Source organism: Paenibacillus faecis, assembly GCF_008084145.1.
GTDB lineage: Bacteria > Bacillota > Bacilli > Paenibacillales > Paenibacillaceae > Fontibacillus > Fontibacillus faecis.
Genome location: NZ_VSDO01000002.1, coordinates 1,106,216 through 1,131,038, shown reverse-complemented (window position 1 = coordinate 1,131,038; position 24,823 = coordinate 1,106,216). Strand labels below are relative to the sequence as shown.

At 55.9% G+C, this 24,823-nt stretch carries 18 protein-coding genes and 1 pseudogene; 4 read left to right on the top strand and 15 right to left on the bottom strand.

Translation table 11 applies throughout. The features are described 5' to 3' along the window. Positions 1-273: 273 nt before the first annotated feature. From mutS to FRY98_RS13030, 8 genes are all read right to left on the bottom strand, one after another. On the bottom strand, positions 274-3,036 hold the full coding sequence (gene mutS / locus FRY98_RS13065; RefSeq protein WP_148452371.1) for a DNA mismatch repair protein MutS: 2,763 nt from the start codon (positions 3,034-3,036) through the stop codon (positions 274-276). Positions 3,037-3,093: 57 nt separating this feature from the next. Beyond that, the gene (locus tag FRY98_RS13060) at positions 3,094-4,515 is read right to left on the bottom strand and encodes a putative amidoligase domain-containing protein (protein WP_148452369.1); all 1,422 of its coding nucleotides are present in this window, start codon (positions 4,513-4,515) and stop codon (positions 3,094-3,096) included. Positions 4,516-4,705: 190 nt separating this feature from the next. Beyond that, entirely contained in the window at positions 4,706-5,251 is a 546-nt protein-coding gene (gene cotE, locus FRY98_RS13055) for an outer spore coat protein CotE (protein ID WP_148452367.1), read from the bottom strand. 166 nt (positions 5,252-5,417) lie between these two features. Further along, a complete protein-coding gene (locus FRY98_RS13050; RefSeq protein ID WP_148452365.1) occupies positions 5,418-6,410 on the bottom strand; it encodes an aromatic acid exporter family protein in 993 nt (330 codons plus the stop codon). Between the two features lie 158 nt (positions 6,411-6,568). After that, positions 6,569-7,396 (bottom strand): ABC transporter permease, encoded by an 828-nt coding sequence (locus FRY98_RS13045; protein WP_148452736.1) that lies wholly within the window; start codon positions 7,394-7,396, stop codon positions 6,569-6,571. 15 nt (positions 7,397-7,411) lie between these two features. Continuing rightward, positions 7,412-8,197: an ABC transporter ATP-binding protein gene (locus FRY98_RS13040; RefSeq protein WP_148452362.1), complete on the bottom strand. Its 786-nt coding sequence runs from the start codon at positions 8,195-8,197 to the stop codon at positions 7,412-7,414. 38 nt (positions 8,198-8,235) lie between these two features. Next, positions 8,236-9,228: an ABC transporter substrate-binding protein gene (locus FRY98_RS13035; RefSeq protein WP_148452360.1), complete on the bottom strand. Its 993-nt coding sequence runs from the start codon at positions 9,226-9,228 to the stop codon at positions 8,236-8,238. A 172-nt stretch (positions 9,229-9,400) separates the two neighbouring features. Then, positions 9,401-11,020, bottom strand: coding sequence for a sensor domain-containing diguanylate cyclase (locus FRY98_RS13030; protein ID WP_148452358.1), 1,620 nt, complete (start codon positions 11,018-11,020; stop codon positions 9,401-9,403). 43 nt (positions 11,021-11,063) lie between these two features. Here FRY98_RS13030 and FRY98_RS13025 point away from each other — a divergent pair, with 43 nt between their 5' ends. Then, on the top strand, positions 11,064-11,294 hold the full coding sequence (locus FRY98_RS13025; protein ID WP_148452356.1) for a hypothetical protein: 231 nt from the start codon (positions 11,064-11,066) through the stop codon (positions 11,292-11,294). A 57-nt stretch (positions 11,295-11,351) separates the two neighbouring features. On the opposite strand, the gene FRY98_RS13020 is transcribed toward FRY98_RS13025, so the two are convergent. Then, positions 11,352-12,869: a carboxypeptidase M32 gene (locus tag FRY98_RS13020; protein ID WP_148452354.1), complete on the bottom strand. Its 1,518-nt coding sequence runs from the start codon at positions 12,867-12,869 to the stop codon at positions 11,352-11,354. A gap of 133 nt (positions 12,870-13,002) precedes the next feature. Here FRY98_RS13020 and FRY98_RS13015 point away from each other — a divergent pair, with 133 nt between their 5' ends. From FRY98_RS13015 to FRY98_RS13005, 3 genes are all read left to right on the top strand, one after another. Then, positions 13,003-13,332 (top strand): iron-sulfur cluster biosynthesis family protein, encoded by a 330-nt coding sequence (locus FRY98_RS13015; RefSeq protein WP_148452352.1) that lies wholly within the window; start codon positions 13,003-13,005, stop codon positions 13,330-13,332. A 31-nt stretch (positions 13,333-13,363) separates the two neighbouring features. Continuing rightward, entirely contained in the window at positions 13,364-13,927 is a 564-nt protein-coding gene (locus FRY98_RS13010) for a beta-class carbonic anhydrase (protein WP_148452350.1), read from the top strand. Between the two features lie 82 nt (positions 13,928-14,009). Continuing rightward, entirely contained in the window at positions 14,010-15,188 is a 1,179-nt protein-coding gene (locus FRY98_RS13005) for a MalY/PatB family protein (protein WP_148452348.1), read from the top strand. A 73-nt stretch (positions 15,189-15,261) separates the two neighbouring features. Here FRY98_RS13005 and FRY98_RS13000 read toward each other — a convergent pair whose 3' ends face one another. The 6 genes and pseudogenes from FRY98_RS13000 to FRY98_RS12980 all read right to left on the bottom strand — a co-directional run bounded on the left by FRY98_RS13000 (position 15,262) and on the right by FRY98_RS12980 (position 24,760). Beyond that, positions 15,262-15,411, bottom strand: coding sequence for an aspartyl-phosphate phosphatase Spo0E family protein (locus FRY98_RS13000; RefSeq protein WP_211373285.1), 150 nt, complete (start codon positions 15,409-15,411; stop codon positions 15,262-15,264). A gap of 590 nt (positions 15,412-16,001) precedes the next feature. Further along, a complete protein-coding gene (locus FRY98_RS12995) occupies positions 16,002-17,531 on the bottom strand; it encodes an ABC-F family ATP-binding cassette domain-containing protein (RefSeq protein ID WP_148452344.1) in 1,530 nt (509 codons plus the stop codon). Positions 17,532-18,051: 520 nt separating this feature from the next. After that, complete coding sequence (locus tag FRY98_RS29295) at positions 18,052-18,423, bottom strand: discoidin domain-containing protein (protein WP_338114598.1); 372 nt, start codon at positions 18,421-18,423, stop codon at positions 18,052-18,054. A gap of 72 nt (positions 18,424-18,495) precedes the next feature. Continuing rightward, positions 18,496-21,210: pseudogene (locus FRY98_RS12990) on the bottom strand (DUF5695 domain-containing protein); the annotation flags it as partial. A gap of 68 nt (positions 21,211-21,278) precedes the next feature. Then, complete coding sequence (locus FRY98_RS12985; RefSeq protein ID WP_148452342.1) at positions 21,279-23,165, bottom strand: cache domain-containing sensor histidine kinase; 1,887 nt, start codon at positions 23,163-23,165, stop codon at positions 21,279-21,281. Then, entirely contained in the window at positions 23,162-24,760 is a 1,599-nt protein-coding gene (locus FRY98_RS12980; protein WP_170287082.1) for a response regulator, read from the bottom strand. The genes FRY98_RS12985 and FRY98_RS12980 overlap by 4 nt, the downstream gene beginning before the upstream one ends. Positions 24,761-24,823: the final 63 nt, after the last annotated feature.

Sequence of the window (24,823 nt, the reverse complement as noted above, 5' to 3'; positions counted from 1 at the left end):
CCCCTTGATCTTCACGGGTTCAATACGATTTTTCTCCTATTTACGATGTCTGGAGGGGCACTAGACTTTTTAACGGACGCAGCAGCCGCTATTTCATGAAAAAAATCCTCATCCGTTCTCTAACAGACGCCATAGCGCCTATTTTGGATTTTCACACACCATAGCTGGCGGTTTTTACGTAATAGCAGCTATGATTTCCGTTACCTTTTTAAAAAGGTTCCTTGATACGAAATAGCGGCTATTATTTCCCTTAGCATAGACAGCCCGCACTCGTTACAAATGCTTGGCCTTTTGCTTGAGTTCATTCACCAGTTGCATCGCTTCGAGCGGCGTCATGTTCATCAGGTCGGCATTCTTGACCATATTCACGATCTGACGCATTCCGGCATCCTCCGCCGCAGCCGGTTTCGGCTTTTTCGCCGGGGGCTCGTCGTCAAAAATCGACAGCTGCACGACACCGGCCTCGGATTTCTCCGCTAGATCACCGCCGACTTGCTCCGCTCGAGCCTGCGCCTCCTCCGCAACGCGTCGAACCGCCTCACTCTGCGCCTCCGCGGCTTGGACCGTCGCCACGTTCCCCACGGTCTCCCCTGCAGCGGCGGCCGCTGCTTGCACCTCGTCGAGGCTTCCCGCGGTCACGGCGGCGGCGGCTTGCTCAAAGCCTTGAAGCAAGCCGTAAGCCCGCTCGATGATTCCGCCCGGCAGCCCCGCGAGCCGGGCGCAGTAAATGCCGTAGCTCGTGTCGGCCGCACCCGGAACGAGCTTCCGGAGAAAATGCACCTTGTCCCCGCTTTCCTGGACGGCCATGCGATAATTGCGCAGGCCGGACAAACTGTTCTCCAGGTGCGCGAGTTCGTGGAAATGCGTCGATACGAGCGCCTTGCAGCCGATATGATCGTGCACGTACTCGATCACGGCCTGCGCGATCGCCATTCCCTCGCTGGTCGAAGTCCCGCGGCCCAGTTCGTCGATAATGATCAGACTGCGGGAGGTCGCTTTTTCGGTCATGACTTGGATATCGGCCATTTCCACCATAAAGGTGCTCTGTCCGCCGATCAGATCGTCCGCCGCCCCGATTCGCGTAAAGATCCGGTCCACCAGCGGTATCTCCGCCCGGGCGGCCGGAACGAAGCTGCCGATTTGCGCCAATATGGAAATGAGCGCAACCTGCCGCATATATGTGCTCTTGCCCGCCATGTTCGGGCCGGTAATGAGCAGGATGCTGGCCTCTTCTCTTTTCAGCTCCGTGCCGTTCGAAATGAAAGCCGTATCCTTCATCACGGATTCGACCACCGGATGGCGCCCCTGCTCCACGACGAGATTATAGCCGTCGGTAAGCACGGGTTTGACAAACCCGCCCTCGGAGGCGACCACCGCCAAGGAACGGAGGACATCGATCTCGGCGATCTTTTCGGCGAGACGCTGCAGCCGTTCGATCTCCGCGGCGATCTGTTCACGGATCTCGTTAAACAACCGGTACTCGAGATCGGCCATCTGTTCCTCGGCCTCCAGGATGAGCGTTTCCTTCTCTTTCAGTTCCGGCGTTACGAACCGCTCGGCGTTGGCCAGCGTCTGTTTCCGTTCGTAGCGTCCTTCCGGCAGCGCCGACAGGTTGGACTTCGTCACTTCGATATAGTAGCCGAACACCTTGTTGTAGCCGATTTTCAGCGATTTGATGCCGGTCGCCTGACGTTCCGCCGCCTCCAGCTCCGCAATCCAGCGCTTGCCGTTCGTGCCGGCCAGGCGCAGCTCGTCCAGCCGGGCATGGAAACCGCCCTTAATGACTCCGCCGTCCCGGACCGACACCGGCGGTTCGTCCGCAATCGCCGTTTCGATCAATTGGGCCAAATCGCCGCAATCGTCCATATCCGCCGCGATGGCCCGGAGCGTAGAGGATGGGGATGCCGCGCAAAGCTCTTTGATCGCCGGAACCTGCCGCAGCGATGCTTTCAACGCGATCAAATCGCGCCCGTTGGCGCTGCCGAAGGCGATCCGGCCGGTGAGCCGCTCCAGATCGTAAATTTCCAGCAGCGACTGGCGCAGGTCTTCCCGCAGGATAAACCCGTTATACAGGGCATCCACCGCCTCCAGCCGCTCTTCGATCCGGCTGCGCTGCAACAGCGGCTTGTCGATCCAGCGCCGCAGCAGCCGCGCTCCCATCGACGTTTCCGTCCGGTCGAGCAGCCAGAGCAGCGAGCCTTTCTTCGAACGTTCCCTTACCGTTTCCACCAATTCCAGGTTGCGGCGGGTGAACGGGTCCAAGATCATATACTGCTCGGGTTCGTAGGCGGAAATTTTCGTCAGCTGGCCGAGCGAACGTTTCTGCGTTTCGGCCAGATAACCGACGAGCAGCGCGATGCATTCCCGGCGCTCGCTCTCCAGCCGGATCCAGGCGGCTTCGCCGAACTGCTGGCGGCCGGCTTCATCTTTCCCCTTGTCCCAAGGGGTAAACACGATCGCCTTGCCGAGCGGAGCCGCCTGCTCGCGGATCCAGTCCAGCAGCGCCTCATCTCCGATCACTTCGGAAGGATCGTAGATCCCCACCTCATCGCGCAGCCATTCCTTGCTCGCCGGGGCCGACGTCACGTACAGCTCGCCGGTCGAAAGATCGCAGGACGCCACCGCCATCAGGCCGTCCCGTTCCGTGACGCACATCAGATAGTTGTTGGCGCGTTCGCCGACGGTCTTCCCTTCCATCACCGTACCCGGCGTGACCACGCGTACGATTTCCCGCCGGACGACGCCCTTGGCGGCGGCGGGGTCCTCCACCTGCTCGCAGATGGCGACCTTGTAGCCCTTTTCGATGAGACGGTGTATGTAGTTCTCCGCCGAATGGTACGGCACGCCGCACATCGGAATTTTCTCCTCCACGCCGCCTTCGCGGCCGGTCAACGTGATTTCCAGTTCCTTGGAAGCGAGCAGCGCGTCGTCAAAGAACATCTCATAAAAATCCCCCAGCCGAAAGAACAGAAAAGCGTCCTGCGCCTGGGCTTTGACACTCAAATATTGTTGAATCATCGGCGTATAAGTAGCCATGAGCACCCTCCAAATTTCCTTTCATAGATTTCTATTATACCAGAAAGGGAGGAAGGCTTACGAGTCGGTTTGCAGTTTCCACGGCCGGCGGATATCCGCGGATTCGTCCCAGACCCTGCCGGACCGGACGGCCTCGAGAAAAGGGGCGATATATTCCGCGTACTCCGGATACCCGGGTGACGCGGCGATATCTTTCGCAAGCTCGGGCCACACTTTGCGAAGCGCTTCCTTGCGCGCATGATAGAACGCCTCTCGTACTGCCACCTCATGCAGCGGCCGTCTCCGCAGCAACCGGTAGTCTTTGAGGATCAGGCCCGCCAGCCCGAGCACGCCCTTCGCCACCAGCGGCGAAATCAAAAAACTGGGCAGCGTGCGGTACTCGAAACCGCCGTAATCCTTTCGGCGGAAATCGCCCAAAAAACCGTACTGTGGGCGACGCCCCGCACTTCGGCTGTCCTCGAGCAGCGCCGTCGGCAGCGCGAGATAGTTGTCGAGCGTGCGCAGGAGTTCTCCGGTCAGCGGGACTCCGCTGAAATGCAGATGACCGCCCAGGGGAAAGCCGCGCTGCGGCATCCCCCCGGCCAGCCAAAGCAGCTCGCCGTCGGTGATGGCGGACTTCGCCGCACGGAAGGCGCGCAGCAGCTCGCGGGCGGCGTCCCGCGGTTCCCTTCCCGGCTCGGGACGCAGCTCGGCGACCGGGAAGAGCCGCCGGCCCCGGTAGCGGAGGATATCGCAGCCCGCGATGCCTTGCCGCCCCAGGTAACGGGAGGCCTGCACCACTTTTTTGGTTTTGCCGTTATAGAGCAAAAACTCCGGATCCATCCCGATCAAACGCTCGGAGATGCGCTCGTCCGCCTCCTCCAGCTCCCGGAGCAGCCCGGCCATCGCTTCGGCGAAAAGAGCCACGGCTCTTGTCCCCCCACAGGTCGGCGAGGGGTTCAAGTTCTCTATCGTATAGCACCCTTCCTCCCCGGCCCGGATCACCGCTTCCCCGAAATCGAGACCAAAGGTATAAAGAGCCCGGACGGCCGTCTTCTCCAGGCGTCTCCATAGCGGTGAAGCCGGATCCGGCTGCCCCCCGGCTCCCGGCAGAGGCATGGTGCCCGGCGCCTGAACCGGAACCGCGGTCAGAGCCCGCAGGTTGAACACGGCGACGGCATAGCGCCGCACGAAACCGTTTCTCGCGCCGGTTTGTTCCTTGTGCCCGGCGAATTCCGCCGGCAGCCCGGCCGAACGCAAAGCGGCCTCGACGCGGTCCCGCGGGATCGAGGCGAAGCGAACCGCCTCGCTATTCAGCTCCCATTCCTCCACCTCTGCCGGACGATGGAAGCCTGGCTTCTCCGGCGGCCCGTATAGCAGCTCCGCTTTGGATTTCCTGTGCAGTTTATTGACCCCGCCTTGTTCCAATAACGCGCGCGTTAATTTGCGGCTGAAGTCGCCGCTAGCCGACTTGATTCTCAACATATGCCTCGTTTTCATACCACGGCCCCTTTTTTTCTCGGCACTACTTTTTAAAGAATGGTTGCGTCTCAAAATAAGGCCCCAAAGGACCCCGCTCAAAAAAAAACAAAAAGAGGGCAGCCGCCCTCGACGACGACGCCCCTGCCGCATATAGTAGACCATAACTGCATATTCAAATTGCCGGGAAGATTAAAACAGCCACAGCCTCTTACAATTCGTCGTCGAGGAGGTCCGGATCCAGATCTTCGTAATCCCCGAGCTCGGATCCAAAATCGTAATCTTTGTCCCCGTCCACACCGCCAGGTACGACAAGAACGTTCAGCTTCGTTTCGGCCACAAGCTCGACGGCGAATTCCCGCTCGACGCGAATCGCCACCCGCCCGTCTCCCGATACGCTGGCTTCAACAGTGCTCGGTTCCTGCGTTGCCTCCGCGGTAACCTCCACTGTTGAAGCCCGATGTCTGGAATCCAGGTAACTGAGCGGCACATTTTCCACGTACGACACGGTCTCCTTGGCAACCTCGGTCTGCGAATTTCTGTCATAGGAGTACCAGATGTTGATATCGTAAGTACCAATAACTTCAATTCCGTCTCCCGCCGCGACGGCTTCGTACTGGTGGTTGATAATCCACGCCCCCAGTATGCTCGTCGGTTTGTGTGGCGGAGTCACGGTATGTGTTACGGTAGAGAACTTACGACCTTTTCCGCAGATCGCTTTCGTGATGATCTCTCTACTTTGATATTTCAATGACATGATTGAAACCTCCTCCATACATCATTCACTACATATGTATGCAGGAACTGGGCGAATGTTGAATAGCCCAAGAGAAATAAATATGTGAAAGAAGCCCGGCTCTTTCCCCGGGCTCCTTCTTTTACTATTTATTTGGCGCAACTTCCATATTTTCGCCCCTGTTCTTTTATTTCTCCCCGGCCAATCCCCCGCTCCCTTTTCCCGAAGATTTGAGCGATGCGGGGGCTTTATCCTTCTTGGCGATATTCAAATAATACGCCAGTTCCCGGCAAAGTTGCAGGATCGCGGATCGGATCTCGAATTCTTCACGGGTCGACGGCAGCTCCATCCGTCTGAATTCCTTCTCCAGTTCCGCAAGCATAAGCTCCGTTTGTCCCGTATATTCCTCGGTCAACACGTCCTGGCTCAGCCGATCGAACAATAAGGCGGTTATTTCTCCTTGGGGCATCCGCTGATACACAAAGGAAACCAGCTCCAGCATGCTTTCGATTCGGCCAAGCTGCTCCTTGCGCATATAAAAATATACGGACCACGCGTCGCTCGCGGAAATCAATTGATTCTCAAGGGCCCGCTTGGCGGACGCCAGACCTTCATCGATCCGTTGGCCCGCTTCGATGATTTCCTTCCCGTCCCAAAGATGATAGGGATCGCGCAAAGACTGGGCTAGATGACGGAAGATCACCGAAAACAGCCCGTCGACCTGCCTGCGGATTTCGATCAGCTTGTCCTCCGCTTTGGGCATATAAGCCAGATTGACCACCATGGCCGCTCCAAGTCCGATCACAAGCAGTTCGATTTGGGTCAGCATGACATGAGCGCTCAATTCCTCTCCGCCGAAAACGCGGAAGACGACAACGGAACTGGTGACGATGCCTTCTTTAAAATGGGCCCTCGTAATCAGCGGGAATGCGATCAGAATGTAGACGACAAGCACCCAGATATGGAATCCGAAAATATAAAAAAGTCCGAAAGCCAACAGCAGTCCGAGAATCGACGCAAAAAAACGGGAACTTACGGTGGCGATGCTCCGCTTCCGGGTGACATCCACCCCCAGGATGGCCAATAGCCCGGCGGACAACGCCCCCTCCACTCCGGCCAAATCCGCGACGATGATAGCGATTAGTGTGGCAATTGCCGTTTTGATGACGCGAAATCCCATGAAACCACCCTATCATTTTCATATGTATAGAGAAACAAACGCTCATTTCTTCATCCTATCGTACTTGATTTCCTGTCGTCCCACAATGCGCGCCGATAAATTACTTAAAGCAAAAGGCCGAAGCTCATCGCTTCGGCTTATTTGGACGAGAGTGGAGATTAACGGCGTTCCTTGAGCAAGATCCGCTCCACATATACGACAAGCTGATACATCCCCGTGGCGACAACCGCGATAATGACCAGGCTCGCCAGCACCAAGGTGAAGTTGAACACTTGGAACCCGTAAACGATCAAATAACCCAGCCCGATTTTGGCGACCAGAAATTCTCCGACGATCACGCCTACCCACGCCATTCCGACATTGACCTTTAACGTGGACACGATCGCGGGAAAGGAAGCCGGCAAGATCGCCTTCATGAATACATCCCGCCGATTTCCGCCAAACGTCCGAATCACCTTGATGTAATTGCCGTCCACTTCATTAAAGCTGTTATAAACCACGAGCGTAGTGACGATCACGGTGATGGACAGCGTCGTAATGACAATCGCCGTAAAACCGGCTCCGAACAGAACGATAAAAATCGGACCGAGGGCGACTTTAGGCATACTGTTGAACACGACCATGTAAGGGTCGAGCACCCGGGACAAAAAAGGCGACCACCAAATCAAAACCGCCAGCAGCGTACCGACCAGCGTACCGAGAAGAAAACCGACCGCGGTTTCTCCCACCGTGGCGGCCAGATGCGGCCACAGCTCCCCGTTAAGGACGTCCTTCAAGATCTGCCCGCCGACTTTCGAAGGATAGCTGAAAATCAGAACATCGACCCATCCCAGCCTTCCGGCCAGTTCCCACAATCCGATCAGGACGGCCAGCAGCAATAGCTGGGTGGCCAACACCAGCCGGCTCCCCCGGCGTTTAATCCTCAGATGCTCCCGCCACTTCTCCTCGATCCACGCGGATTTGGGGCCGGCCTTCCCTTTGGACATCGCCTCATCCAATCGCTATTCCCCCTTTCCTTCAAGCGATTCGAGGTCCCGCCAAATTTCGTGGAACAGCTCGTTAAAGCCGGCTTCCTCACGGGCATAGAACGGCTGGGCCCCGCGGATGGTCTCAGGAATCACATAGGTGCTGCGGATTCTTCCCGGCCGCGCGGCAAGCACGATGACCCGATCGCTGACCGCAATGGCTTCGGACAGGTCGTGGGTGACCAGTATGCCCGTCTTTCCCCGCTGCCGCAAGGTGTCCACCACTAAATCCTCCAGTTGGAGCTTCGTCTGATAATCCAAAGCGGAGAACGGCTCATCCAGCAAGAGCAGATCGGGATTCGTGGCCAATGTTCTTACCAGGGCCACGCGCTGCCGCATCCCGCCGGATAGCTGATGGGGATACCGATCCGCCGTGCCCCCGAGCCCCATCCCTTCGAGCAGTTCAAGGACGAAGGCTTGGCTGTCCTCCGACAGCCGCCCCGTTAATTCCAGCCCGAGCAAGGCGTTGCTCAAAATGGTGCGCCAGGGGAACAAATAGTCCTGCTGCAGCATGTACCCGACCTCGGGGGACGGCCCGGCTACCGGCTTGCCGTGCAGCAGAACCTCCCCTCTAGACGGAGGGAACAAGCCGGCGATCACGGACAGAAGCGTGGTTTTGCCGCATCCGCTGGGACCGACCAGGCTGATGAACTCGCCGGGCATGACCGACAGGTTCATTCCCTCCAGAGCAAGCACGGCCTCACGGTCCGTCACATACACCAGATCCAGGTCTTTCAATTCAACGACAGGGACTTGACTCACTAAGTCTCACGCTCCTTTCCCGTCGGAGATTTCCGGGTTTACTTGCCCGCGGACTCCGCAAAAGAGTTATCGGCCAGTTCACCGAGTTCCACCCGCTGCTTCAATTCTCCCGCGCTTTCCATCACATCCAGCAGATTATTCCAGGCCGCTTCCTCCAACCGGGGAGATTCGGCATACGAGCCCTGCTCCAAGTACCGTTTTACGGAGCTCGCCAATATTTCCTGATCCGTGTCTTTGAAATAAGGCGCGATCGTTTTTGCCGTTTCTTCCGGGGAATGCTCCTGCACCCAGGTCTGCGCCTTTTGGATCGCATTCGCAAATTTTTGGACGAGCTCTTTATTTTGGGCGATATAGCTTTGCTTCGTCATGTATACGGTATAAGGGAGCCGGCCGCTCTCCGTACCGAAGGAGGCGATGACATGCCCTTTTCCCTCCCGCTCGAAGATCGAGGCCTGGGGCTCGAACAACTGTACGTACTGCCCCGTACCGGAGGCAAAGGCCGCGGCGATATTGGCAAACTCGATATTTTGAATCAGCTCCAGATCCGAGTGGGGATCGATACCGTGTTTTTTCAAGGTGAATTCGCCCGCCATTTGCGGCATTCCGCCCTTGCGCTGGCCGAGAAAAACGCTCCCTTTCAAATCGTTCCAGTCAAAGCCGGGCGCCGCCTCCCGGGAAACGAGGAAAGTCCCGTCCGTCTGGGTAAGCTGGGCGAAGTTGATGACCGGATCCTCTGCTCCCTGTTGATATACGTAAATGGAGGTTTCCGCTCCAACCAGAGCCACATCAATCGCTCCCGACAGCAGGGCCGTCATCGTTTTGTCACCGCCCGCCGTCGTCTGGAGCTCCACCTTCAGCCCTTCCTCCTCAAAAAAACCTTTTTCCAGCGCCACATACTGTGGAGCGTAGAAAACGGAGCGGGTCACCTCTCCGATCTTGACCGTATTCTCCTTGCCGCCGCAGCCGGCCAAAGCTCCCGCGAAGAGCATGACAAGCGCCATGGCCAGCATGGCGTATCGTTTCCCCTTCATCTCTATCACCTCTTTCCTTCATACTAGGATCATATCTCTGGTGTAGTGTATGCGAAGGTCAAGCAAATGGTTATGGGGCCTAGCCTGATCCCGGCTCCAGCCCTGATAGATCGGCCCGCGGCAAAAAACCGCATCCTAACAAGGATGCGGCTAATTTAAATCCCCCCGATCGTCAGGCCCTCTCCTGCTCCTGAATCATCACCGTCCGGTTGCGACCGCCTTCTTTGGCCAGGTACAGGGCGTTATCCGCCAGATGAAAGATCTCCGTGGCCGTTGAAGAGTGCTGTGGGTATAGGGCCACCCCGATGGAGAGGGTGACGGGGTGATCAATGATGAGAACGGCCTGTTCGACCGATTTTCGAATCTCTTCCGCTTTCAGAAAAGCTTCGGATGGCTCGAGATTACGCAATAACACGACAAATTCCTCGCCGCCGAAACGGGAGCTGACGTCCTGCGGGGTTACCCCCGCCTGTATGATGCCGGCCACCTGCTTCAAAACAACGTCCCCCGTCTGGTGTCCGTATGTGTCGTTGATGACTTTGAATTTATCGATATCCAGAACCAGAATGGCAAAAGGCACCCGCTGATCGATCCAGCGGCGGATCGTGTCCTCGAACGTCCTGCGGTTCATCAATCCGGTCAGGGGATCGGTCATCGCCTCATGGGTCAACTGTTCGCTCTGCCGCCGAAAATTGTGGAGGGCCCTCACGACCGTATCCGTCAGCAAATCCGCTTCCCGATTCCAGTGGACGCGCGGCTTGGACGGAACCGACCCTCCTTGTTCAAAATTCCGTACCACATTGGCGAGGGAAACGAACGGATTGACGATTTGCCGCGCGGTCCAGACGACAATAAAAATCAGAACAGCAAGCGGGACCAGCATATACAGAAGAAGCTGAAGAACGTGACGTAACAGTTGATCATTAATGATCTTGGTCGGCGAAACCACGACGATTCCCCACCCCGAAGACGGAATGGGGGTATACCCCGCCAATGAATCCACTTTGTCCAAATTCACGTACTGCTGCATCCCGCCCTTCCCTTTCATCAGTTGTTGGACGACCGGATTCGCGCTGATATCCTTGCCGATCCTGTTTTTGTCGGGGTGATACAACAGTTGTCCCTTGGAGTCCACGATATAAAAGTAAGAGGTCCCGTTCTTTTCAAACTGTCCTCCAAAAATTTGGTTCAGGACGTTCTTGTCCTGCAGATAAATGCTGCCGCCGATAAAGCCTTGGTAATTCCCGTTCTGGTCAAATAGGGGCTCGCTGATAAATACAATGATGCGTTTTGTGACAGAAGTCATATAGACTTCCGAGATAAAAGCTTTCTTCGACTTTAGGGCGGTTCGTCCTGCCTGGGAGGTAATGCGCGAACCCGTGGTCCCTATCGAACTCGGGGAAGTGGCTCGAACCTTACCTTCCTCATCCACCAATACGATGGAGTTGAAATAGCCGCCGCTGTTCCGGATCAGATCCGTTCTCGACTCCATATCTTCTTGGGGCAGCGTTTCCCAAGATTCGTTAAAGTTGCCGGCTGCATGGGTTAAACCGGACTGCATAAATTGAAAAAGCGAATCCATGGTTTTACTCATCTGAACCGCGGTGGTAAAATTCAGGGCCAGCGTATTGTGGATCAGGGATTTTTTTTGCGCCTGTGTGGATGAGATGATGGAAATCGTCAGCGTCAGCAGAACCGAGAGACTTACAAATCCGATAAAGACTGCGGTCAGACTGATCCTTTTTTCCCTTTGGTGCGGCAGACTCTGCGGCTTGTTAAGTAGTGAATTCATCTTTTAGTTTCTCCCCGGGATCTATCCGGTAACCGCGTGCCTGATGCTGTACTGGATCAGACATACGCGCGTTGCCCACGCGCTCGCGGTGGTTTTGTCTTCCGTTTTACTCACCGGCATGGAGCTTATTTTGGTCGCCCTGGGCACCCTTCGTTACGGAAAAGGTTGGAACGTCGGCTGGACAACGCTTTCCTATATTTTGGCTTTAGCGCTGGTTTACGGATATTACCGGCTGCATGAGCGCTTTTTTACCTCACGGTACGGGAACCCATGACCGGTTCGTGCCAAAAAGCCGCCCGGTCATCTATACTGACGCGGGCGGCTCCCTTAGTTAGTGTCCGTAGATCTCTTTGTACTTCTCTTCCAGATAGTCGGCCAGATAATCGGGGTTTAAGTCCTCCCCGGTCACGCTCTTGATGATTTCAGCCGGCTTCAACGCTTTTCCGTGCTTGTAGATTTTGTCGGTCAGCCATTCCTTGATCGGTTTGAAGTTCCCTTCCTTCACAAACCCTTCAAATTGCGGCAGCTCCTTCTTGAGCGTGTGGGCAATTTGCGCCGCGTACATATTCCCGAGCGCATAGGACGGGAAATATCCGAAGCTTCCGCCGGACCAGTGCACGTCCTGCAGGACGCCGAGGCCGTCATTCGGAGGCGTGAGTCCCAGATAGGTTTTATACTTCTCATTCCATACTTTAGGCAGCTCGCTAATCGGAAGGTTTTCGTTAAAGATCATCTTCTCGATTTCATAGCGAATGATGATATGAAGGTTGTATGTGAGCTCGTCGGCCTCGATACGGATCAGCGAATTTTCCACCCGGTTCACGGCCCGATAGAAGTCATCGAGCGTGACATCCTTCAAATGGTCCGGGAAATGCTGCTGGAGGTCGCCGTAGTACCGTTCCCAGAAAGCCCGGCTGCGCCCGACGAAATTTTCCCAAAACCGCGACTGGGATTCATGAATCCCCATGGACGTTCCCTCGCTCAGCGGCGTTCCGTTCAACTCCTTACCGATATTTTGCTCGTACAGCGCGTGACCGCCCTCGTGAAGCACGCTGAAGATCGAGCTCGTCACATCATCCTGCAAGTAGTTCGTGGTGATCCGGACGTCTCCCTGATTCAGCGTAATTTCAAAAGGATGCACCGACTCGTCCAGCCGTCCGGCCTCGAAATCGTATCCGATCTGTTCGAGCAGAAATTTCCCGTATTTCTCCTGCTGAGCTTTATCGTACAGCTGATTCAAGAACGGAGCCTGCGGTTTATGCGGCGCGGCCGTGATTTTATCCACCAATGGAACCAGCCTGTCGCGCAGCTCACCGAAGACTTGATCCAGCTTTTTCACGGTCAAATCGGGCTCGTACATATCCAGCAAAGTGTCGTAACGCGTTTCCTTCGGACCCCAATAATCGATGAACTCCTGGGTAAGCGCGACGATCCGGGTCAAATAGGGTTCGAAGCCGGCAAAATCCCCGTTCTCCTTGAAATCTTCCCAGAGCGTCTCGGCATGAGCCGTAAGTTCCGCGTATTCTTTGAACTTGTCCGGGGGAATTTTAACATTGCGATCGTACTCCTCTTTCACCAGCTTCACCAACCGGCGCCCGGTTTCATCCAGCTCCCCGAGGACGGTGTCGTGATGCAGGTAGCTCAAATACTCGCCCATCTCCCGAGAGGTTTGCAGCTTGAATGCTTCCGTCGAAAGCACACCGATCGTCTCCGAACGGACTTCCGCTCCCTTCCGCGGCGCTCCGGTCCGCAGATCCCAATGCATCAGCGCGACCGCTTCATGATAGCTTTTGATTTTACGCAGGAGCTCTAGAAAGGATTTCCATGTATCTGCCGTTTGCTGCTTCATAATGGATCCCACCTCTATCCTCTAATTTTTCCATCCCTCTTGATGATACTTTTTACAAAACGTATAATCAAATTTTAAGACGGTCTTTTTGGGTTTTTCACATTTTTTCAGAAAAGAAGTAGGAGGTGTCGCGATGAGAATTGAACTGGATCCCCGTGCGGAACATATGATTCGTGAGGCGATCGGCGACCGGCCCGGCTTGATGCGCTTGGTCTACGATACGGAGAATTGCGGCTGCGGGATGAGCGGCGTCCCCAGTCTGCAGATCGCCGATGAGCCCGGACCTTATGACATGCCCATGGAAAATGACGCCTTTCCCTTTTCCATCGACCGGATGCAGGCCGTGTTTTTTGAGGAGCGGCTGATGCTGACCGCCGAGGAAAGCGGGGGAACCTTCCGCTTGGACGGCGTCTCGCAGTTTTATAAGTCGAACCTCCGGCTCATAGACCGCCGACTACCGTAAAATTCACACTCGCAAAGGAGGAAGATCAGCGATGAGTCAGCTTCAATCCATTCTGGAGTACAATCGCACATTCGTAGCTAACAAAGATTATGAGGCCTATATTACGGACAAGTTTCCGGAGAAAAAAATGGTCATTGTCACCTGCATGGACACCCGGCTGGTCGAGCTCCTTCCCAGAGCCATGAACTTGCGCAACGGCGACGCCAAGATCATCAAAAACGCGGGCGCCGTCATTTCCCAGCCGTTCGGGAGCGTCATGCGGAGTCTGCTCGTGGCCATTTACGAGCTAAAAGCCCAGGAGGTCTACATTATAGGCCACACGGGGTGCGGGATGGCCGCGCTGAATTCCGAGCGCATGATCGATTCCATGAAGGAACGCGGCATTTCCCAGGACGTGCTGAGCACGCTGGAGAACTCGGGGATCAAACTTAGAAAATGGCTTCGCGGGTTTAATAACGAAAAAGAAGGGGTAATTCATACTGTGGAGATTGTGAAAAATCATCCACTGCTTCCCCCCCAAGTACCGGTTCACGGCATGCTCATCGACTCCACTACCGGAGAGCTTGAGCTTGTCGTGGACGGTTACAACTCATAACAAACATCATTTACGGTTTGGCGCGGACCAGAGTCTGGTTCGCGTCCTTTTTTACCAACCTTCGAAAGGATGTATGCAACCGATGAGTCATGACTTCAACGAACGCACCCTGCGCCGGGGGACGCTGTCTTATAAATGGGACCAGGGGGAGAATCTGTTCGGGGATCCCGAAGTCCTTCCCTTGTGGGTAGCCGATATGGATTTCAAATGCGCCCCGGCGATCGTACGCGCGGTAAACGAACGAGCCGCCCAAGCGATCTACGGGTACACGATCCGAACCGAAGAATATGTGCAGGCGATTACGGGCTGGTTCCGGCGACGACACCATTGGGACATCGATGCCGCATGGTTGACCGATTCTCCCGGCGTTGTTCCTTCACTCAGCATCGCCGTACAGTCGCTAACCGAACCTGGAGACGCGGTGATTCTGCAGTCCCCGGTCTATAACCCTTTTTACGACGTGATTCTGAAGAACGGACGAAAACTGGCGGAGAGCCCGCTGCTGTTGAAGGAAAACCGGTATGAGATGGATTACGACCGGCTGGAAGAGCTGATGAAGGATGGCGCCAAGCTGCTGCTGCTGTGCAGCCCGCAAAATCCGGGCGGCCGGGTTTGGACGAAGGAAGAACTGGTACGTCTCGGCGATCTTTGCGTGAAATACGATGTCAAAGTCGTCGCCGACGAGATTCATTGCGATTTGGTATTGCCGGAGCATCGTCACTTTCCTTTCGCTTCCCTTTCCGAAGCTTTTGCCGAAAGAACGGTCACCTGTCTGGCCCCTTCCAAAACCTTTAACATCCCGGGGCTGCAAACCTCGTTTACCGTCATTTCCAACCGGGAGCTAAAACGAAAGTTCGATCGGATGATCGAGGCTTTGGGCATCGGATCCGTCAACTTTTTCGGCCCGTCCGCCACGATGGCGGCGTACAACGAAAGCGAGGATTGGCTGGACGCGCTGCTCGGCTATGTAAAAGCGAACCAGGAGTTTGCCGTCCGGTATTTGGACGAGCACCTTCCCGAGCTGACCCCGGTCCCGTCCGAAGGCACCTACCTGCTGTGGGTGGATTGCCGGAAGCTGAGTCTCTCTTCCGCGGAACTTAAACGACTCATGTACAAGGAAGCCAAAATCGCTTTCAACGAGGGCTCGCTGTACGGCAGGAACGGCGAAGGCTTCCTGCGAATCAACCTGGCCTGTCCGCAGGATCTCCTGAAGGAAGCGCTCGACCGTTTCTCTTCCGCCGTCAAGAATCGCGGCGAATAGTGATCCGGGCTAGCTGCAACGGCACTTTATCCATGAAGCAGGGAGCCGCAAAACGCGGACTCCCTTTGCCTGCTTATTTCGCTTGCTGGTCCTTTTGAAACTCATTCAGCAGCCGGTCAAGCTTCTGACTCAGACTGACCAATTCCCGGTCGGCCAGGCGTTTATACACAGCGAGTTTATTCAATTCAGACCGGAGTTCTTCAATTTTGCGGATCAACTCCAAAGCGAACACTCCTGTAAATTCAAATATCTATGTGATACGTCCGCTGTGCACTGGCGACCGTTATTGCGGATCCCACCCCGGCATTGTCCGCACCAACCCAAAGTGGTATTACTTTCTTTCGACAGATTCGCCCAAATAACCTCCTGAAAAGAGATTTTATGTAAAATTTAAAAGACACGCATGATGCTCCGGAAATGTAACCGCAAGGCTGCTTCACACCTTCCAAATTCACTTCACTAGCGCACTTCGAACTCCAAAAAGATGTAAATCTGCAGGTATTTAGGCCGTTTTACGAGCGGATGCGAAAAAAGATGCAAATCTGCAGGTATTTCTAACGATTTAAGCGAATCGAGCCGGTTTCGTCGAAAATTCTTGCAGAATCGCAGGAATTTTAAAATTTTCGGTCTGAGCAAGAAAAAAACATGCATATACGCAGGAATTCTATATACCCGGCAGTGGTTCAGGAGACATATCCGATCCCCTGTCTGCGTTCACGATATATTGGATGGCTAATAGTCCAGACCGAATAAAGATTGCGTGTATAAGACCAAGCCGAAAGAATAAGGCCGCCTGACTAGGCAGCCTTAACTTTAACCTTCGATCTTCATCACCCGGTCCACCCATCCCCGGTAGAAAGGATGCTCATGCGATACGATCAGCACGCTGCCTTTAAACCCGGTAAGAGCCGCCATTAAAGCCTCCTTGGTCTCAGCGTCCAAATGATTGGTCGGCTCATCCAAAATCAGGAAATTGCACGGCGAAAGCACCAGTCGGCACAGCTTGACCTTGGACTGCTCCCCACCGCTGAGCGTGCCGATCGCCTGGGCGGCGAGCGTCGCGTTTAATCCGCATTGCGCCAGACTGCGCCGGATTTCTTTCTCCGGCATTCGCGGGTAATGCTCCGCGATATGGCGAATCGGCGTAGTTTCAAGATCCTCCCAAACCAGTTCCTGCTCAAAATACCCGATCCGCACGCTCTCCGCAAACCGAAATTGTCCGCCGATCGCGGGAATGCGTCCGATCAGCGTGTTGAGCAGCGTGGATTTCCCGATCCCGTTGAAGCCGGTAATCCCCACCTTTTCTCCACCTCCCACCGAAAAACTCAGCCCGGGCAGCAGCGGCCGGTCATAGCCGATTTGCAGCCCCTTCACCGAAAGGGCCAGTTCCCCCGTAAGCGGAATTTCCTTGAAGAAGAAAGAAGGCTTATGGGCGAAAGCCGGCGGGGCCAGCCGTTCCACGCGCTCCAATTGTTTGCGCCGCCCTTGGGCTATGCGGCTGTTGACTCCGGCGATATTTTTGCGGATATAGGCCTCGGTTTTTTCGATCATCTTCTGCTGCGCGTGATACTGCCGTAAGTAATCCTTCCGCAGATGCTCCTTCTGACGGACGAAATCGCTGTATTTGCCCGTATATTTCCGGATCGATTCAAACTCGATGTCACAAATGCAGGTTGTGACTTTATCCAAGAAATGATAGTCATGGGAGACAAGGATAAACGCGCTGTCAAAACCGGCCAAAAACCCGGCCAACCAGTCCACATGCTCCTGGTCCAGAAAATTGGTCGGTTCGTCCAACAGCAGCACATCCGGCTCCTCCAGCAGCAGCTTGGCCAGGATCACCCTCGCTCTTTGCCCCCCGCTCAGTTCCCGGATCGGCCGGTCAAGCCCCATAGCCTGAATGCCGAGTCCCTGAGCCACCTTGTCTATCCGGCTGTCCACGTGATAAAAGTCTCCCGACTCCAGCTTCTCCTGAACCTTGGCCGCCTGCTCCAGCTTGTCGTATTCGCCAGAGGCGGCCATCTCCGCATAGAGCTCGTTCAATCGGCTCTCCAAGGCGTATAACTCGGCAAAAGCCGTTTGCAAATAGGCCCGAATCGTGTCCGATCCCCGGATCTCGGCGTGCTGGTCCAGATGCCCCACCTTAAGACCCGGCTGCCATTTCACCGTGCCGGAATCCGGGATCAGCGCCCCGGTCAAAATGTCGATCAACGTGCTTTTACCCGCTCCATTCTGGCCGACGATGCCCATATGCTCCCCCTTGAACAGCTGCAATCCGGCATTTCGGTATAGCGTTTTGTCCGTAAACCGGTGCGTCAAATCGTAAACTTCCAATAAACTCATTACGTATTTCCTCTCTTCCCTAACAAAATAAAAAAGAGCGGAGGAACCGCGTCAACAAGACGCCGGCCCTCTGCTCTTTTGGGTTGGCTGCCGCGAATGGCACAGCCTTGAACCAAACACAAGGGCCACGGACAAAAGCATTGTCCATGGCCCTTTAATCAATCATTCACTCGGATTGTAGCCGCATTTAAATAAGCGTATCGATCCGCACGCTTTTAAACGCTAAGCTATAACCCGATGAATATGGAATCTAGACGATTCCCCGATTAAGCTCCGCACAATGCTTCATCGTGAACAGTTGTACGGAGCGGAGTTCCCTAACCAGTTTGACAAGACGAATATACATCGTTTAACACCTGCTTTTCCAAAAATACGCCTATATTTTACCACAGGTATCCGGTTTAGAAAAGGGGCCGCCTCGCTCTCTGGGAGGATCGGCCTCTTGCGATATGCTGCAATCGTCCCTGAAACAAAAATAACCGGGGCCCTTCCAACCCGGAAAGGCCCCGGTTCTATGAGGTTACAGCTGAGGTCCGTAAACCCGCCAGCTTTGGATGCCCGTGGAGAAGTCCTCTTTGGCCTTCACGTTTAAGCGGATCCGGTTCGTCGTTACCGGCGCGAAGGTGGTCGTGTTGTACCGGTCGGGCAGCAGCCCGTAACCCGATCCATTGCCGACCTCCGCCCAGGCCGACCCGTTCCAGTATTGGATCGAGTAAGACGCCGGCAGGTCGATCCCGGCATCGTCGTCGAACCAATACACGTCCACCCGGTCGATCGTCACGTTCTCGTTCCAATCGTATTGGACCCATTGCGTCGTCCCCGGATTGTCCCAGTTTCCGTAAACGGGGTGGCCGCGGTCGGCCGAATGGACCGGCTCATAGCCGTCGTTCAGTCCGGCAAGGCTTTCCCACGGGGATACATAGGAGGCGGATGCCGTCGCCGACAGGGCCAGATCAACCTGCTCCGGCTCCCCGGGTCCGTCGCCTTGTTGAAGCTCGATCTCGTACCGGGCGGCCTCGCCGATCGACAGCGCGGCCACGGCCGGTTTACCGCCGACCGAACTCACCGTCCCCGCCTTGGTGCCGTTGATCAGAATATCGTAGGAGCCCGGCGCGAGACCGGTAAATGTGACATGCGTCGTATGCGCCGTCCCCGGCGTTGCGCTCGCGAGCGTAAACCGGATACCGTCCTTCGCCTTCGAAACCGCTGCCTCTGTGTACTTATCCCGCTCCATGACCATGCCGAACTTCTCGGTGATCAGATTCAGCTTCTGGAAGACGCCGTCTTTCGGAACGACCACGTACCGGCTACCCTCATCCGTCACCTCCGCGCCGTAGCCGTACACCCCGAAAAGCGGGTCGACCGCCACGTCGGCGCTCAAAATTTGGATCGCGCCCCACAAGCCGAGATCGGCTTCCCCGGACATCCCCCGCCAACCGTTAAAGAGCGGCCCGCCTCCGACGCCAAGGGCCCCATGATTGCCTTTGGTCATCTGGTAGGTCCACGCCACCGCGCCGATATCGGCCGGATCGGAGCTGATTTGCCCGGAGTTGATCGCGCTGACATTGCCGATCTTCGAGGCGTAGGTCAAACGCTGCTCCACTTCGGGCTGCTTGGAATGGTTACGGACCCAATCGTCCATCGCGTAGCCCTGCAGCGCGACCGTATATTGGAAGTTCCACCAAGGCTCGCCCGTAATCGTCACGGGGACGGAGTAGAAATACCACAGCGGCATATGACCGCGCGTCGCCCGCACCTTCGTGTTGATTTTTTCCATCATCGAAAGATTGTTGTACATCTTGGCCAACGTATAAACCGACTCCTCGCCGGTATTGTCGTAGTTGTACTCCGATCCGTAAGGATATGTCGTATTCTTGAAATTGTTGTATTTCGTGGCCATTTTGTTCTTCAGATCGTTGGCTTCCGCCGTGTAGCCTTCGTCCTGCAGCGCCTTGATGATGTCCGGCGTCGACAGTTCGCCCATGAGCCCGGTATTCCAATTGTAGGCGACCGGTCCTTCATACAGCGCCTTGAAAATATTGTAGGCCCGAAGCAAGTACGTGGACCGGGGGTGTTGGTATTCCACCAGATCCGGGTACAGCTTCGCGATTTTGTACATGCTGAAATACGTGTTGTACACATGCGGATAAGCGTAACCCCGGTAGGTCGGCGTCGTGTTCGGCTCAGGCATCAGGAAATCGTGAATCAAATAATCCTCGTGGTGGCCGTTCATCAGATGGGTCCAGATCGCGGTCTCCAGATACTCATCCACGGCGATAATTTCCGAGGCGACCGGTTTCTGCACGTTTTTCTCGGCCAGGAACTGCCCGTGCGTGAGCCCCCAATCATCGCCCCATCCCCAATACCCGTTAAAAACATTTCTTTTCGAGTTCGTCTGCATCATCCAGTCGTCAAACACCTTGTCGCGCAGGTCTCCGGGAACATTCCACTGCTGATGCTCCACCATAAACGTCGCATGGCGCTGCAGCGCATCGGCAATCGGCTCGATGGCGTAGAACTGCAGCACCGTTTTCTCGCCGTCGCCGTAGTGGACCGTGATGTCGTTCGTCCCGAGTTTACCGAGACGCAGGGAGTACAAATGATGGCCTCCAGGTTCCGTACCGATCGGCTCAAGCGTCGTTTGCGCAGGATGCTGCGCCTGAACCGAGCGAATCGGCTTTTTCGTCCGCAAGCTGAACTTGGCGGTTTGATCCGTCGGCACAATCATGCCGGGAACCACCGTGAAGTCGATCAGGCCTTCCTCGTACAGCCGATCCTTCACCGCCTGCTCGTTTGCGGCCTTAAAAAACTTGAAGGCGTACGTTTTGCTCTCGCCCGGTTTCAAAATCAGGCTGGTATTCGGCAGGTAACCGCGGTTTGTACTTTTGATGACGTTGGAGTGAATATAAAACACGGTCAAACCCTCGGACCAGCCCCCTTGATCGGCGGCCCATTTGCTTCCGGGATGCTCCTCGACCCGCCAGTTGTCCATATATTCAAATCCGGCGCCGGTTGTGGAATCGGGAACCATCAGCAAGGTGTCGCCGATACCGCTCGGGCGCTGCACGGTGATGTAAGAATTGTTGTTCGCCACGTTGGAATGGGTCACGACCCGGGACTCGTAAATTTGTTCATTGTTGCCTCCGGACCAATACTCGTTAAAAGGAAGCGGCAAGCCGAAATCGCCGATTTCCAGCGTCCGGCCGCTCGTGTTCGTCACCTTGATCGCCCAGCGCAAATGATCCCCGTTCAAAGCGTAGGATTGCTCGACTTTAAAATTGCGTATCCCTTCGGGATGGCTGGAATTCTGATACGTCACGTTGACCGTGTTGCCGTTCTGGCTCTGCGTCCGTCCGTCGGCGGACCGGTTGGTCCAGGCGGTCGTCCAGGCGCCGTTGTTCAGCCGGTACTTAAACATTAATTCACCCAGCCACTGATGGTCCGGCGTGTTTTGCTGCGGGGCGTTGGATGCGTTCATCACGTAATTCGTAGGAAAACGATCCCCGACGATTTGCAGGTTCGTGATCTCGCCATGCTCCCCGGTCGTCACCCGGAAGTCGCCATTGGAGAGCGTGTAGGCGGAAGCCGCTTGGGGGATAACGAAAGCCAGCGTACTGGCGACAACTACCCCGAATAGTACCTTCAAAGGTTTAGCCAATCCTAAGCCGTGTCCTCTCATGCGCCGCTCCTCCTCATCTAATCGCAATTTACCAGAACAGCCCTCTCCCTTTATCCGATCCTTCGTTTCTATCGCTCGCCCAACCTCCGCATCACCTCCTTTCCGGGTTCCGGCAGCCTTTCCATCCCGCTTTGTTTCGGCAGCGTTATTTTCATCCGCGTCCCTCCCCCGGGAATCGAAAAAGCCTGCATCCCGTAGGATTCGCCATACAACAATTTGATCCGGTTATTCACGTTCTTCAGGCCCACCCCGGCCGCTTCAGGACGCCAGAGCGATTCCAGCGCTTCCGCTTCCATCCCCCTGCCGTTGTCCTCCACGATAAATTCCAGGCGGTCCCCTGCATCCCGCCCGGCGATGCGCAGCAAGCCTCCGTTCGAAACGGAGGAAAAACCATGGATGATGGCGTTCTCGACCACCGGCTGAAGGAACATTTTCGGCACCCGGCAGTCCAGCGGGATCTCGTCCAGCTCGTACCGGGTTTCAAACACGCCGAAGTACCGCATCTCCATAATGTGCAGATAGCTTTTGAGCCAGATCAGATCATCGCCAAAACTCACCAGTTCCTGTTTGTTTTTGACCGTATATTGAAGCATGGTCGACAGGCTGACCAGCATTTGGCTGATCGCGGTTTCGTTCCGTTCCAGCGCCATCCAGTTGATGACGTTCAACGTATTGTAGAGAAAATGCGGATTCAACTGCAGGTTGAGCGCCATGATTTCCGCTTCCTTCTCCCGAAGCTGGGTTTTGTAGTTTTCATCGATCAGGTCGCTGATCTTCTCGTTCATCTGGTTGAATTTCCGGATTAAAATGCCGAACTCGACATCGTCCTGCTCGGGAATTTTGGTGGAAAACACGCCGCTGCCGGTCAACTGGATCGCCACCAGCAGCTTCTTGATCGGTTTCGTAAGCCGGCCCGAAATCATGTACGCCACCGCCACGGAAACCCCGATTAATACGGCCGCGATATACAAACTGTAGGTGTGAATCAGCGGCAAATCGCTGATCAACCTGCCGTAGGGGACAACCAGGACACTGAGCCAGCCCGTGATTTCGGAGGTATCGTAGCAGATCAGCACCTTCTCCCCATTCACGCGCGAAACCAACGTTCCCGTCCCGGTCCGCACCGCGGCCTTCAGCCAATCCGCGGCTTCCGTACGGGCAATTTTCCCGCCGTCCGGATGAGCCACGATGTCGCCCCGTTCCGAGACGACGTACATCGTTGCGCCCTCGATGGCACTTCCGCTTACCTGGGAGGAACGGAAGAAGCTCTCGTTAAAGTTGATGAGCAGCAGCGGATTCTCGGTGCGTTCTCCCCAACTGTGGACGACTCCGTTTTGCACGATGGAACTTTTGAGCAGTTGGGCCGCCGAAAACACGTACCTGTACCCGGGATCCATGTCCGCCAGCTCCTGCTGATCGAACTGCTTGGCGAAATCGTAGGTCGGGACCCAGATCAGCCTGCCGTCCGCCCGCGCGGCCTGCTGATACACCCCTGAAGCGTGAAGCTTCTCGGGCCTTACGGAAACGAACGTCGGACGGGACGTCGACGAAGCCATGCCGCCGAAGCTGTAATAGCTGGTCACCAGCTGTACGCTGCCGATTCCCGGCTCCGAGGCATAATATTTGTTCAAAATTTCGGACACCTCCCGGTCCATCCGAAGAAGCTCCAGCAGATCCGTGGGCCGGGGTCTGTCGAAGAGCCGGAACAAATCCGGGTCCGCCAGAAGGGATAGCGATTGATCCTTGATCCGGTTGAGGACAATGTCGTTGTACTGATTGTTCTTCTTCACGACCTCCCGCATGCTGTCGCTGGCATTTTTGAGAATAATGTCCGAACTGGTCCGGTAATAGGCGTAGCTGATCAGGATCATAGGGAGGGTGATCAGGAGAACATAGTAGACGATCAGCTTGGTGCGAAATTTTAGCCGGGCGAACCGGCGGAAGAACGGCATCATTCCGGCGACCGGCCCCGCTTTCCTTGCAGCAGCCGGAGCGTTTTGCGGTATTCCTCCGGCGTCATGCCGAACTCTTTTTTGAAGACGCGGTTAAAGTATTTCACGTCCGAATATCCGACCGCCTCGGCCACCTGGTAGATCCGCTTGTTCTCCCGCTCCAGAAAGGTTTTGGCTTTGCTGAGCCGGACCTGGGTGAGGTAGGCCGTAAAATTGATGTTCAGCTTGTTTTTGAAATATTGGCTGAAATATCCCGGGCTAAGCCCAAACCGTTCCGCCGTGGATTCCAGCGAAATATCGTGCGCATACCGCTCATCGATAAAATCCAGACACTGCTGGACGAGCCGGTTTCGCCGATCCTCTTTCCACGTCGCCACCGTACGGACGGCCTTCCGCAGCACCTCCAGACAGCCTTCCTCAAGCTGCGCAAAACCCGAAGCCTGGTCGCAAACCTCGTCAATTTCCCAAAGGAAATGTTCATGGGTCCCGCTCTCCCTAAGCACCTCGTGGCCTTCCAGCAGCTTGATCAGGAGGAGCTTGCACTTGGCCCGCAGCCGGTGCGGCAGCGGAAAAGGAGGGCGCCGCCAGTGGTCAAAACACGCATGCAGCGCCGCCTTCAACGCCGCCTCGTTGCCGGCCCGCAGCGCTTCCGCCAGGGCCGACTCGGCGGCCGTCGGCACGACCGGGTGCCGGCTGTCGTCCAGGCGTGATTTTCCGGCGGGGAACACCTTTATCCGCTCCTCATAAAACCGCTCCAGCAAGGCAAGCCGGGCTTCGCGCAAACTGAGATGCGCCTCCGCGAGCAAGCTCTCCCGCCGGCTTCCGATCCCGGCGGCCAGGCTTCCCGAGCCATGGCGTCCCGCCAGCTCGTCGATCACGGCCTCCACTTCCGCCGCCTCCGTCTCGCAAGCCGCCGACGGCGAATCGCCGCCGAGCAGGCAAATCACTTCCCGCTCGTCCTGCTCGCTGACAAAGCAAAAGCTTTGTCCTCCCCGCCGTCCGAGGAGGGACTGCAGTTCGCCCGCCTCAACCCGGCCGAACTTTGACCGGCTCCGGATCGATAAGGCCGCGCCCTGGCCAGTAAAAGGGAGCAGCGCGCGGAGCTCCGTCATCCGCTCGGCCTCCAGACTTCCATCCGCCCAAGCTTGGAGCAGCTTCCCGCTGTAGGCCGGCTCCATGCGGTCGATCCTCGCCGCCAGCTCCTGCTGCCTCATCCGCTCAAGCCGCTCCCGCTCATTCAGCGCCTCCGCCCGGCGGAACACCTCTTCCAGCCTTCCGGCGTCGACCGGCTTCAGCAAATAATCGAACGCGCCGAACGTAAGCGCTTTCCTGGCGTATTCAAAAAAATCGTACCCGCTCAGCACAACGACCTTCCCCCGCTGGCCCGGTTCCAACCGTTCCATAAATTCAAGCCCGTTCATTCGCGGCATTTGAATGTCCGTGAAGATCAGATCGAAGATCCGGGCTTCGCAAAGCCGCAGCGCCTCTTCCCCGGTTCGTGCCGAACTGACGGCGACGTCCGGCTTCAGCCTTTGCAGCAGCTTGCTGAAACCGAGAACATGACCGGGTTCGTCGTCCACCAACAGAACATGCATCATCCTACTCCCTCCTTTTAGCCCCATTATATAGAAAGAACGGTGCGAAACGGACAGGATTATGAC